This window comes from Flavobacterium buctense, assembly GCF_014486695.1.
Classification (GTDB): Bacteria; Bacteroidota; Bacteroidia; order Flavobacteriales; family Flavobacteriaceae; genus Flavobacterium; species Flavobacterium buctense.
In genome coordinates, this window is sequence record NZ_JACTAB010000015.1 from 1 (window position 1) to 11,483 (window position 11,483).

18 protein-coding genes are annotated in these 11,483 nt (G+C 31.0%); all 18 read left to right on the forward strand.

Annotated elements, in window-relative coordinates:
• Positions 1-643 precede the first annotated feature (643 nt).
• On the forward strand, positions 644-1,066 hold the full coding sequence (locus tag ICG50_RS12770) for a hypothetical protein (RefSeq protein ID WP_187661291.1): 423 nt from the start codon (positions 644-646) through the stop codon (positions 1,064-1,066).
• Between the two features lie 165 nt (positions 1,067-1,231).
• Entirely contained in the window at positions 1,232-1,738 is a 507-nt protein-coding gene (locus tag ICG50_RS12775; RefSeq protein WP_187661292.1) for a hypothetical protein, read from the forward strand.
• Between the two features lie 154 nt (positions 1,739-1,892).
• On the forward strand, positions 1,893-2,378 hold the full coding sequence (locus ICG50_RS12780; protein ID WP_187661293.1) for a hypothetical protein: 486 nt from the start codon (positions 1,893-1,895) through the stop codon (positions 2,376-2,378).
• Between the two features lie 191 nt (positions 2,379-2,569).
• Positions 2,570-2,842, forward strand: a complete 273-nt coding sequence (locus ICG50_RS12785; RefSeq protein WP_187661294.1) for a DUF6966 domain-containing protein — start codon at positions 2,570-2,572, stop codon at positions 2,840-2,842.
• 149 nt (positions 2,843-2,991) lie between these two features.
• Complete coding sequence (locus tag ICG50_RS12790; protein WP_187661295.1) at positions 2,992-3,453, forward strand: hypothetical protein; 462 nt, start codon at positions 2,992-2,994, stop codon at positions 3,451-3,453.
• A gap of 281 nt (positions 3,454-3,734) precedes the next feature.
• Positions 3,735-4,448, forward strand: a complete 714-nt coding sequence (locus ICG50_RS12795; RefSeq protein WP_187661296.1) for a hypothetical protein — start codon at positions 3,735-3,737, stop codon at positions 4,446-4,448.
• A 186-nt stretch (positions 4,449-4,634) separates the two neighbouring features.
• Positions 4,635-5,033 (forward strand): hypothetical protein, encoded by a 399-nt coding sequence (locus ICG50_RS12800; protein WP_222940213.1) that lies wholly within the window; start codon positions 4,635-4,637, stop codon positions 5,031-5,033.
• Between the two features lie 180 nt (positions 5,034-5,213).
• Positions 5,214-5,747: a DUF6438 domain-containing protein gene (locus ICG50_RS12805; protein ID WP_187661298.1), complete on the forward strand. Its 534-nt coding sequence runs from the start codon at positions 5,214-5,216 to the stop codon at positions 5,745-5,747.
• 173 nt (positions 5,748-5,920) lie between these two features.
• Entirely contained in the window at positions 5,921-6,313 is a 393-nt protein-coding gene (locus tag ICG50_RS12810) for a hypothetical protein (protein ID WP_187661299.1), read from the forward strand.
• 153 nt (positions 6,314-6,466) lie between these two features.
• Positions 6,467-6,859, forward strand: coding sequence for a hypothetical protein (locus tag ICG50_RS12815; RefSeq protein ID WP_187661300.1), 393 nt, complete (start codon positions 6,467-6,469; stop codon positions 6,857-6,859).
• A 165-nt stretch (positions 6,860-7,024) separates the two neighbouring features.
• Positions 7,025-7,432, forward strand: a complete 408-nt coding sequence (locus tag ICG50_RS12820) for a hypothetical protein (protein WP_187661301.1) — start codon at positions 7,025-7,027, stop codon at positions 7,430-7,432.
• A 151-nt stretch (positions 7,433-7,583) separates the two neighbouring features.
• Positions 7,584-7,982 carry a hypothetical protein gene (locus ICG50_RS12825; protein ID WP_187661302.1) on the forward strand — a complete coding sequence of 133 codons (399 nt, stop codon included), beginning with the start codon at positions 7,584-7,586 and terminating at the stop codon, positions 7,980-7,982.
• Positions 7,983-8,144: 162 nt separating this feature from the next.
• Positions 8,145-8,657: a hypothetical protein gene (locus tag ICG50_RS12830; protein ID WP_187661303.1), complete on the forward strand. Its 513-nt coding sequence runs from the start codon at positions 8,145-8,147 to the stop codon at positions 8,655-8,657.
• Between the two features lie 161 nt (positions 8,658-8,818).
• Positions 8,819-9,232, forward strand: a complete 414-nt coding sequence (locus tag ICG50_RS12835) for a hypothetical protein (RefSeq protein WP_187661304.1) — start codon at positions 8,819-8,821, stop codon at positions 9,230-9,232.
• Positions 9,233-9,440: 208 nt separating this feature from the next.
• A complete protein-coding gene (locus ICG50_RS12840) occupies positions 9,441-10,076 on the forward strand; it encodes a hypothetical protein (RefSeq protein ID WP_187661305.1) in 636 nt (211 codons plus the stop codon).
• A 3-nt stretch (positions 10,077-10,079) separates the two neighbouring features.
• On the forward strand, positions 10,080-10,439 hold the full coding sequence (locus tag ICG50_RS12845; RefSeq protein WP_187661306.1) for a hypothetical protein: 360 nt from the start codon (positions 10,080-10,082) through the stop codon (positions 10,437-10,439).
• Between the two features lie 6 nt (positions 10,440-10,445).
• Positions 10,446-10,766 carry a hypothetical protein gene (locus tag ICG50_RS12850; RefSeq protein ID WP_187661307.1) on the forward strand — a complete coding sequence of 107 codons (321 nt, stop codon included), beginning with the start codon at positions 10,446-10,448 and terminating at the stop codon, positions 10,764-10,766.
• Positions 10,767-10,933: 167 nt separating this feature from the next.
• Positions 10,934-11,344, forward strand: coding sequence for a hypothetical protein (locus ICG50_RS12855; RefSeq protein WP_187661308.1), 411 nt, complete (start codon positions 10,934-10,936; stop codon positions 11,342-11,344).
• Positions 11,345-11,483 lie beyond the last annotated feature (139 nt).

Here is an 11,483-nt window from a genome sequence, read left to right on the forward strand (position 1 = left end):
CAACAATTGCAAGATTTGGGCTTTCACCGAATTTTCTCTGAAAATTCAAAAAGTAGTTTTATATTTGGAATCGGCGGTGATTAATATTTGCAACTGTTACAAGCCGCGGAACGTTAGTGGCAATACCTCACGAAACGAAACATTTAGAACAATCTACTAAACAATGAAATTCAATTTCTTACACTTTTTAAAAATTATCGTAGTGGAAGTTGCCTATTTTTATTTAATAGAAGTTGGTTACGCGGTGTTCTCAATGATAATGTTTGGAGAAGGCGCAAATAGTTTTATGTATTCAAACTCAAACGGAATAATATATGTTGGTTTAATGATTGTTCCTCAAACTATATTTAATATTTACAAAGTCAAAAAGTATTGGAAGAGTTATCGCCCAAAAAGTGTTAACTATTTGTTGGTGGAAATTTTGATGATAATTTTGACTCTAAACTTTGTGGTTAACACATTTTAAGCAAAACGGTACAGCCACTAACAGCAGTTTCACACAATGGCTGGTTTTGTTTTTCAAAGCCGGAAACTACTAAGTTCAAATTTTGATTATATTTACAATTATAAATTAAAAAAGTCGCCACTGTGTGAAGCCGCAGGACGTTATAGCTAATGCCTCAAACGCTACAAAGAAAACAGAATGGAAATCGAAATAAAAAGAATAATCACTAACGAATTTCAACATGACGGATTTACATTATTTGACCTTAATGATTTGGAAAAATATTTAAACGAAAAGTTTACTGAAAAAAATTATGGTGAAAGTGTTGTGAAGTATTTCTTTGGTTTCGAATTGTACAAATTTGATGGTGGTTTTGCACAGTTTTTCAACAATGATATTGAAAGTTGGAAATTTAAAAGTAAATGGCTTGTGACAAATACACATTTTGACTGGAACGAAATGATAAAACTAAACAGAAAAGAAGTTTTCGAAGTTATAAAAGTGGAATTCCTAAATTCTGTCAACAGAATTGAAAATATGGCACGGAAGCCTAAAAGTTTTGACTTTAAAGCATTCAGAAAAGATTTAGAGATGGTCTTAAATGGATACGAAGTGAAATAAGGCACTAGCTATAACAGCAGTTTGTGATTATGGCTGGTTTTGGGTTTATCAGAAATGTCTCGGCTGATTGAAATTTTAGTTATATTTGAAAACGCAAATGAGTGAAGAACGCCACAATCACAATCTGCGGCACGTTATACCACATTTTTAAACAAGTAACTGCAAATGGAAGAAATAGCAGAACAAAGATTAATAATCGACATCGACCTTGCTCCAAATGTAGACGATGTTTACACCGGAAAGTGTTTAGTAGCAAACTCTGAAATAGTTATGCTTCTTAATTTTGATGAAGAAGACGGCGAGTTTGACGGATTTACTATTGTAAAAAATAGTGACGTTGAGAAATATCGAACGTGGGAAGAAGACGATTATGCAGAATTAAAAAATGATAATTCAGAAAGTTTGATAGCAAATATTGAATTGAATAAGTTTATAGATTTAGAAAGTTCAATGAAAAGCTTAACTTCTAAACTTGTTGCAATATTTACTTATGATGACGAAGATGTTTTTTTCGTTGGAAAAGTGTTGTCGGTTACAAATGATTCCGTAGAATTATTCTTAGTGGACGAAGATTCTAAATGGACTGATATTGAAGTTATAAAATTCAGTGACATAAGTTATCTTGGTTTTGACACGGAATACGAAAGGGAAATACAAAAAAACGTGGTATAACAGCAGTTTGTGATTATGGCTGGTTTTGGGTTTATCAGAAATGTCTCGGCTGACTGAAATTTTAGTTATATTTGGAAAGGCAAGTGAATGAGGAACGCCACAATCACAAGCCGCGGCACGTTAGTGGCAATTAAAAACTGCAAATCGAGAACAATTGGGAAACAAAGAAATTATAGCAAAAGGATATACATTGAATAAAATTTTCATGGTAATAATTTTTACAGCTATTCCTTATTTTATGTTTTACAAATTAGGTAATGAACTTTTACATTGGGAAAATAATTCTAACGGAATCATTACTTTTATTTTTTTTGCTGTATGTTTAATTGGTTTTTTATCATGGATTAAGTTATTAGATAATCAACCGACATTAATAATAAACAAAAAAGGAATTTGGGCAAGAAAATCAATCTTACCTTTTTCTCAATTAAAACATTATGAGTGGAATACAATTAAGTTCGTTGAATTAAGCACCTATAAAAGTAAAAACATCAAGTCAACGTTATTAGTTATACATAAAAATGATGGTTTAACAAAAACAATTGAGTTAGATAATGTTGAATATCCAATAGAAGAAATAATAACTTTGGTTCGTGAACATTCCAATTTGCTTAACTATAGAGATAGGTTAGGAAGTTAAAATTAACTGCCACTAACAGCAGTTTGCAACAATTGCGTGGCTTGGGTTTTTCCCGAGTTTTCTCTGAAAACTCAAAAAGGAGTTTTATATTTGTAATCAACAGTAATAAATCGTCGCAACTATTGCAATCTGCGGCACGTTAGCAGTAACCAAACCCGTAGAACCGGAAAATCATTTAATGAAAATAAGACATGACTGTTAGAGAGTATTGCATTGAAATTTATAAACTCTTAAATGAAGTTGGAGAAATACATTGGGCAAAAAGTTTTAAAATTTTTATTTCAGAATTAGAAGAATCAGAAGACAAATCAATTTATAGAAAAATTATTTCAATATATGGTGGAATGGGATCGTTTAATGATTTAGTTCTATATAAAAATGGAATTCTATGTAGAAAAGAAAATGATGAATTAGCTAAATTAAGGTCTGAATTATATCTAGAAATTGGAAATAATTGGACGTAAAATTTTGGCTACTGCTAACAGCCGTTTGGTAGCATGGCTGGTTTTGTATTTCTTAGACGGAAAGTGCTAAGTTCAAAATTTGATTATAATTACAATAATTATTTAAAAAGTCGCCACGACTACCAAGCGGCGGCACGTTACCAGCTATTATGAGAAAAACCCTATTCACGATAATATTTTCTATTGGACTTTGCAGCCAGATTTTTGGACAAAATACAATTTATGTTGATCCTTTTACTATTTCAGTAAGACCAATCAAACCGGATACTGAAATTAAGCCATGTGAAGTTTCAGAAGTGTACGGTCGAATTAGAGAATTTGAAGTCGTTGAAGTTTCAGATCAAGCAATTTTTGGAAAAAAAATTTACGCCATAGAATCTTGCAGAGAATTTATCGAATGGCCTAGTGCGAATAAAAAATATAATGTAAAGAAATTATATAGTGGAGATGTTTTTAAGCTCGTATTAAAATTCCAACGCCCAAAGTATTTAGAAGGAGTTTACATAGAAAATGAAGCACTGTTAAAAAACAATGTTGACGGACAGGAATTTTATATTGAAGATCTCTATGAACTTTACTTGTCACATGGCAAAATTAAAATTAGACGATAATAACAGCTGGTAACAGCAGTTTGTGATTATGGCTGGTTTTGGTCTTATCAGAAATGTCTCGGCTGATTGAAATTTTAGTTATATTTGGAATGTTAAGTAATTAAATAACGCCACAATCACAATCTGCGGCACGTTAGCGGTAATTGCTCGACAAACCCTGATAATTCAAGAACTGAAAGACAAATGACTAAAATCCTCTTTTTTTATTATTAATTTCAATTCTTGAATTTCCAGAGAAAATAAAGGATTCTACTAAACAACTACATTTTGAAAAAATAAATATGACCAAAATAAGCAATGATCTTTCTGACTATAGTTACTATTTAGCCTATATCGACATAAATGGAAATATTTTCGGCAATGCTACAGGTTTTCTATTTAAAAAAAATAATACCATATTTCTCATAACTAATGTGCATGTATTATTTGGTAAAAATGTTAACGACTTATCTCCACAGCCGCATTTAGTAAAATATGGAAATTTCAAAATATGTTTAAGATATAAAAAGAATGACGGTTCTATGGAACTTTTTGACATTGAAATTGATAAACATCGACAAGAATATTCAAAACTATTGTTTCCAAAAATGTTAGATGTCTTTTCTTTTTCATTGCCTTCACTTCCAAAAGACGGGCAATTTTATTACATTAATAATGACTTTGATTTAGACGACGGCACCCATAGTGATAATCTCATAGCATATGGTTATCCAGCAATAGACCATTTTAAAGAAGGCGACTATCGATATAGAAAGTGTAGACAATCCTTTGGTATAATAGATGGAGAGGCAAAAGAGAACAATAGAAGAATCAATACAACGCTATATATTGAAAATGGAATGTCCGGAAGCCCAGTCTTTTCAGCAAGTCAAGTGAGTAATTCAGAAGTCATAAAATTCTATGGTATAGGAGATGGATTCGCTCCAGAAACAAAAAAATCAATAATTACTCACCTTTTTGCCTCATCACCATTTAAATCATTCTTTGATAAATAATTTTTAAAGCAACTACCGCTAACAGCCGTTTGGTAGCATGGCTGGTTTTGCATTTCTTAGTCGGAAAGTACTAAGTTCAAAAATTGATTATATTTACAACAATAATTTAAAAAGTCGCCACGACTACCAAGCGGCGGCACGTTAGCAACTAGCTCAAAAAATATTGCAAAAACGAAACAAAACCATTTGAAACAAACTATTTACATATTGATCATCTTTTTTTCTAACTACATGTTCTCTCAAGAAATTCATTCAACATATAAGTACAAGAAAGTGAAGGACAAAGTGAAAGTATCAACGAATTTAAAATGGGATTTTTATGAACTTGATAGTTTAGTTCTCTTTAAAAACAAAACGTTTTATCACAAAAAAGTTTATCATTTCCATGAATTTAAATATTCTGAGTCAAAAGGAGATTGGAAAATTAGTAATGATACATTATATCTAAATGTTTCTGAAAAAAAATTCGATGATAAGTGGGAAAATGTTCAAGATGTTGAAACGTTGACTTTGAAGAAAAAGAAATTAATTCCAATTAAAGGTCGATATTATGATAGGCGCAAAAAGTTGAAGCTGGAAAGTTAAAAGCCAGTTGCTAACAGCAGTTTGTGATTATGGCTGGTTTTGGGTTTATCAGAAATGTCTCGGCTGATTGAAATTTTAGTTATATTTGGAATCACTAGTGATTGAAGAACGCCACAATCACAATCTGCGGCACGTTAGCAAACATTGCAGGAAGACTGCTAAAATGACATTTATCTTAACATGAAAAAATCAGCGCTTTTTTACACACTAATAATATCGTTTTTGATAAGTTCATGTAAACAGAAAACAAAAACAGAAAACATTCATTCAATCAAAACTTTTGTTTTTTCAAATCAAGGAATGCCATTTGACTATTCTTTAAAAATAAACGGCAGTGATACAATTTATAAAGAAACAAGATTTCCTTTTCCCGAAAAATCCGAATATGGAATCTTAAAAAAAGTTGATAAAGATTCTCTTTTCGAATCGCTAGAAAAAATTGACTTCTCAAAGTACAAAAATAGATACGAAGATAACAACTTAGAAGATGGACAAAGCTATAGATTCATTATCAAAAGAGAAAACAAAGTTGATTCTGTTTTTGTTTATGGTCATGAAGCACCGGAAGAATTTTATGTTCTTGGAAAGAAAATAAAAATGCTAAAAGACAAAATAAAGTTTAAAAGATTAAACTCCAAAGTTGACTTTGAAAACTTGAATTACAAGATGCTTCCTCCGCCGCCAAAAATAGAAAATGGAAAAGTTGTGTTTTAAAACACGCAACGTTTGCTAACAGCAGTTTGCAACAATTGCAAGGTTTGGGCTTTCACCGAATTTTCTCCGAAAATTCAAAAAGTAGTTTTATATTTGGAATCGGCGGTGATTAAAATTTGCAACTGTTGCAAGCCGCAAGACGTTAGCAGTCATTAATTCGAAACCCTGCAAATATGAGGCATACAGTTTTATTATTACTCTTAATTTCTTTAACTTCTTTCAACTCCAATAGAACAGAAGACGAACAGAAAATAATTCAAAAATGCTTTGACTTGAAAAGAGTGATGATTTTTTTTCATGAAAAACAGGTAATTATACTCGATAATGGTAAAGTTTCATCGAAAATTAAACTTAATAAATACGGTCAACAAGTTCTTTTCATGACCGAAAATGAGTTGCGCGAAAAAAACATTAAAGCCTTTGTTGTCTTCCATACATTGGATATTGAAAAGAATTTAGCTTCAGTTTATTTTAGACTTGATTCTGAAGGAATGGGCGCCGAAATAAAACTAAAGAAACAGAAAAGTGACTGGAAAGTGATAAGTGAAAAGGTTTACGAGAATTAACGACTGCTAACAGCGGTTTTGCGCCATAGCTGGTTTTATCTTTCTCGGAAAATACGCTGAACATCAAAATTTCTTATTACATTTATTCTTAACTTGCCGCTACGGCGCAAAGCCGCGGCACGTTAGCAGTCATTAATTCGAAACCCTGCAAATATGAGATATACCGTTTTAATTTTACTCTTAATTGCTTTGACTTCTTTCAATTCCAACAGAAATGAAGACGAACAGAAAATAGTTCAAAAATGCTTTGACTTGAAAAGAGTGATGAATTTCTTTCAGGAAAAACAGATAATGATACTTGATAATGGTAAAGTTTCGCCGAAAATTAAAATTAGTATAAACGGTCAAGAAGTTGCTTTCATGACAGAAAAAGAATTAACTGCAAAAAGCATTAAAGCATTTATAGTTTTCCATAAATTCGATATTAAAAAAGATTTGGCCTCAGTTTATTTTAGACTTGATTCTGAAGGAATGGGTGCCGAAATAGAACTTGAGAAACAGAAAAGTGACTGGAAAGTGATAAGTGAAAAAGTTTATGAAAATTAACGACTGCTAACAGCGGTTTCGCGCTATTGCTAGTTTTTCTTGGATTGAACTTCTTTCTTCACGAAAATATTTTATCTTAGCAGAAAGTACGCAGTTCGCTGGAATCGCAACAGACGCGAAGCCGCGGAACGTTATGCACCATTTTCAGAACGTATAGAAAAAACGATGAAGTATAGTATTAAAGTTTGGTTGTTTACAGTTATAGCTTCACCTCTATTCCTATTTCTAATTTTAGGATTTTTTATCAATAAGGCAAAGTTTACTGAAATAATTGAATCATGGCCGATAATTGGATTCATGATGGTTTATGGATTAGTTTTATCAATTCCAGCCATGCTAATATTTTGGCTAATTGAAAGACAATTAATAAATAATTTAAGTAACAACAAAACAAAAATAATTTTAAGCATATATTCATTCATTTCTGTTTGGATAACGTTTTATCTTTTTGACAGAGGATTTGTGGAGCGGGGTTTTAACCAAATATTTTGGGTTGTAATATATTCTCTGACAATTGTTTTAGCAGTTTGGATTTTCAAATTGTCTGTTAAATCAGAAAAAAACGGTGCATAACAGCAGTTTGCAACAACTGCGTGGCTTGGTTTGTCCACCGAATTTTCTTCGAAAATTCAAAGCCAAGTTTTGTACTTGGAATCATTAGTAATAAATCTTTGCAACTGTTGCAAGCCGCGGAACGTTAGCAGCAATTTTTAAACCCGCGTTAATGAAAACGTACAACTTAATAAAGTTATTTTCGGTATTAGCATATTTTGGAATTATGCTCAAAGGAAGTATGATTTCAATTCCATTCATATTCTACCTAATTTGTAATTTACTTTTAGCCGGAAATATGTATCAAATTGTAACATCAGTTGTGGCAATTTTTGGTTTAATATTGTTGCTAAAACAAGCTAACAGAGAAATTACTCAGAAAAGATTCATACTTGAAATTGTTGTGTTAATTATGCTTGCTATTCCAGTAATTGAAAGACTTAGCTCAGTTTCTATATTATTATTTGATTATCCAAGTTTTCAAATTCCACTTTTATTGTTTGTAAGCTTGTATTTGATTTCAATAGTAATGATGATTAGAACAAAAGTTTCTCAAAAAAACTGCTGCTAACAGCCGTTTGGTAGCATGGCTGGTTTTGCATTTCTTAGTCGGAAAGTACTAAGTTCAAAAATTGATTATATTTACAACTAATTATTTAAAAAGTCGCCACGACTACCAAGCGGCGGCACGTTATAGGCTATTTTCACAACTATTTGTTATAAAAAGAAGTACATGAAGATTATTAAATCAGAAAACAAAATAGAAATCAAAGTTGCTCCAAATAAAGATTGGAAATATGCCTTTGTTTTTATTCCTGCTGGTATAATTATGATTCCATTTTTTTTCTTTGCACTATTTGTTCTTCTAATTTCTTTAGTGAAATTGGACTTTAATAAATTCATATTTGAAGCTTTAGGTATTTTTCTTTTAGCATTCACGATTATAAATTATTCTCTCTGGTTGTTGATTGGAAAAGAAAAGGTAATTTTTAGTGAAAATTTAATGATTTACAACATTTCTAATGGCATTTTTGGAAGAACCAAACAAGTGGAAATTGCTAGCATAAAAAATCTAAAAACCGTAGATAAAGTATATAATTCAGAATTGCCTTTTATTCCAGATACTGGAAGAATAAATTTTGATTACAAGGGAAAATATTTTAGTATTTTGCGTGGATTAAAAGATGACGAAATTAAAGATGCCACTGAAATATTTAATGAGCAGATTCTTAAAAACAGCCTATAACAGCAGTTTGTAACTACTGCGCGCTTGGGCTTATCCCGAATTTTCTTCGAAAATTCAAAAGGAGTTTTATATTTGTAATCATCAGTAATAAATCATCGCAGCAGTCACAAGCTGCAAGACGTTACTGGAAAGCGCCAAACACTCTGCAAAAAAGGAAGTTGATGAATAATTCAGAAAAGGAAATGAAAGAACAAGAATCTGAAATGAGGAAAAAGCTTTCTTATGTGTTTATTCCCATCGCAGTATTGTTGGCTATTTTATTTTTCTACCAAAACAATTCTTTAGACTTTCAAAAGAAAGAATATATAAAAAGTAAAAACTTTGAATTTAATGGAAAGGTAACTAAAAAAATACAAGACGGTAATTATTACAGAGCGTCAAAATATATCATACTAAATACATATCGAAAAATTCAAATTCCTAATGAAGTTTATTATGAAATTCAAATTGGAGATTCAGCGTACAAGAAAAAGGGTAAAGATTCAGCCTATTATTGTTTGAAAAATGGAAAAATTTTAATTGAAGACCGCTGTAAATTTATCCGCGAAAATTATCTGAAATTGAAAACCAAATGAAAACGGTAAAGCGCCATCCAGTAACAGCGGTTTCACGCTATTGCTGGTTTTTCTTAAATTGAACTTATTTCTTCACGAAAATATTTTATCTTAGCAGACAGTACGCAGTTCGCTGGATTCGCAACAGACGTGAAGCCGCGGCACGTTGTGCACAATGCACACAAAAATCGTATAAAAGAAGAAACATTGATAACCAAACTATAACTTTATGAATGATTTTTTAAAAGATTGTGTTGAAGAAGTTTTTACAGAAGAAAACTTAAACACGTTATGGATAAACAGACAATCGAAACAAGATATTATTGGACTAGAAACTGATTTGCCAATCAGATATAAATTAAATGATGTAGGAACTAGAAATATTGAATTAATGCTTCAATCTCAATTCGGTTTTTACTACAAAACAATAGGATTAATCGAAGATACAAATATTTTATTTTCTCGTGAATTTGATAGTTTAACAAATCAAATTGATTTTAAAAATTTCAAAAAATACGGAATGAAATCTGAAATAAATGTAATGATTGGAGCATTTTCAATGGATAGTTTATTATTAGCAATCAAAAGTGAAGATGTAGAAGAATATACTTCAAATGGAGGAACATATGAGATGCTAAAAGCCTTTGACGGCACAATGCAAACATTTGTAAAACAAAAAGAAACTGCATTGTTTGACTTTTCGCCTCTTTCAAACTTCTATCAAAGTGAATTAGATGGTGAAGCACTTTCTGCATTTAAGTTCAATAACCAGCAATCAGGAGTTTTTCCAACAAATACAACTCACAAATGGCTAGAAAGATTAGCACCGCAGAGATTATTAGAAATATTCACAATTGAACAATAAAATATGGAAAGTATTAAATCACAAATGAAAATGCCAATATCATTGGATTTACATTTAACTATTTCAAAAATTTCAGAAAAAGACGGAATTGATAAAGATAGCGCACTTGAAGCAGGTTCTTTTGTTGCTGCTCAATTTATGAGAAGCGTACTTAAAACAAATTTCGAAAACGGCAAAGGTCCATTATCAAAAGAGGAAATAAATGCTGTTTTTGAAAATGTAGCAGAATTCTATTCAGAAAGTTTTAAAGGACAATTTTCACAACCAGATTTTGATACAATAGTGCAAAAAACAATGCAGATTACAATGTCACCTGATTCAGAAAAAATTATTTCTGAATACTTTGCAAATATATTGAAGTAAAAAGATATGGGTAATATTATAGCATCAAAATGTAGAATTTGCAATTTTGAAAACACATTCAAATATGGCGGAAATAGATTTGATTATCAAACTAATTGTCCAGTTCCAGCAATTAATATTGAAACAGAAGAATTTGAAAATGTTAATTATAAAATTGAAATAAATAATCCTAAATATAAATTCTATTCAGACAAAGAACTAAAAGGCGATAATGAAGAAAACAACACTTTTGGAAACTTTAATTTGGAACTTAATTCTGTAAATAATTATTGCCCGAAATGTAAAAATTTCGCCTTTGATTTCAGAATTAAATTTTTTACAGACTAGTAAGCACTGTGCACAACAGCCGTTTGTAGCAATTGCAAGACTTGGGCTTATACCGAATTTTCTCTGAAAATTCAAAAAGGAGTTTTGTACTTGGTATGGTCAGTGATAAATCATTGCAACTGCTACAAGCGGCGGCACGTTAGCAGCAATACAACCCGAAACTATAAATGACAGTATTTATTTCATTTTTTGCAATTTTTGTTCCGACATTAATTTTTCCACAAAGCCATAAAATTTTGCGTAATAAAAGTAATTATATAGCTATCCTTGTTATGTGCATTGTTTTATTAATACTTTCTATTAATGCGTTAACAATCACTTCAACAGAGTTAGAAAAACAAAATGCTTTGTCACCAATTTGTCCAATAGTTTTTTTATTGCTTTATAAAGTTTTTGACAAAGTTTGCTTAAAAAAATATGGTCGAAATATGTATTTTCACATAAAGCATAATTACTTTTGGGAAGACGGAGAATCCGAAGAAGCAACTTGGTTAGAGTTTTTGCTCCAATTCAGTCTTTTAATAATTCCCTTTATGTTTTGGTGGAAAATTGGTCCGATAATAACTAAATTACTTTAAATACTGTACTGCTGCTAACAGCAGTTTGCAACAATTGCAAGGTTTGGGCTTTCACCGAATTTTCTCTGAAAATTCAAAAAGTAGTTTTATATTTGGAATCGGCGGTGATTAAAATTTGCAACTGTTGCAAGCCGCAAAC

Bases quoted from the DNA above. Each gene is read 5' to 3' on its own strand.
- ICG50_RS12795 (WP_187661296.1), top strand. From the start codon at position 3,735: ATGACCAAAATAAGCAATGATCTTTCTGACTATAGTTACTATTTAGCC.
- ICG50_RS12815 (WP_187661300.1), top strand. From the start codon at position 6,467: ATGAGATATACCGTTTTAATTTTACTCTTAATTGCTTTGACTTCTTTC.
- ICG50_RS12835 (WP_187661304.1), top strand. From the start codon at position 8,819: ATGAATAATTCAGAAAAGGAAATGAAAGAACAAGAATCTGAAATGAGG.
- ICG50_RS12830 (WP_187661303.1), top strand. From the start codon at position 8,145: ATGAAGATTATTAAATCAGAAAACAAAATAGAAATCAAAGTTGCTCCA.
- ICG50_RS12785 (WP_187661294.1), top strand. From the start codon at position 2,570: ATGACTGTTAGAGAGTATTGCATTGAAATTTATAAACTCTTAAATGAA.
- ICG50_RS12825 (WP_187661302.1), top strand. From the start codon at position 7,584: ATGAAAACGTACAACTTAATAAAGTTATTTTCGGTATTAGCATATTTT.
- ICG50_RS12840 (WP_187661305.1), top strand. From the start codon at position 9,441: ATGAATGATTTTTTAAAAGATTGTGTTGAAGAAGTTTTTACAGAAGAA.
- ICG50_RS12850 (WP_187661307.1), top strand. From the start codon at position 10,446: ATGGGTAATATTATAGCATCAAAATGTAGAATTTGCAATTTTGAAAAC.
- ICG50_RS12810 (WP_187661299.1), top strand. From the start codon at position 5,921: ATGAGGCATACAGTTTTATTATTACTCTTAATTTCTTTAACTTCTTTC.
- ICG50_RS12845 (WP_187661306.1), top strand. From the start codon at position 10,080: ATGGAAAGTATTAAATCACAAATGAAAATGCCAATATCATTGGATTTA.
- ICG50_RS12855 (WP_187661308.1), top strand. From the start codon at position 10,934: ATGACAGTATTTATTTCATTTTTTGCAATTTTTGTTCCGACATTAATT.
- ICG50_RS12770 (WP_187661291.1), top strand. From the start codon at position 644: ATGGAAATCGAAATAAAAAGAATAATCACTAACGAATTTCAACATGAC.
- ICG50_RS12775 (WP_187661292.1), top strand. From the start codon at position 1,232: ATGGAAGAAATAGCAGAACAAAGATTAATAATCGACATCGACCTTGCT.
- ICG50_RS12790 (WP_187661295.1), top strand. From the start codon at position 2,992: ATGAGAAAAACCCTATTCACGATAATATTTTCTATTGGACTTTGCAGC.
- ICG50_RS12805 (WP_187661298.1), top strand. From the start codon at position 5,214: ATGAAAAAATCAGCGCTTTTTTACACACTAATAATATCGTTTTTGATA.
- ICG50_RS12820 (WP_187661301.1), top strand. From the start codon at position 7,025: ATGAAGTATAGTATTAAAGTTTGGTTGTTTACAGTTATAGCTTCACCT.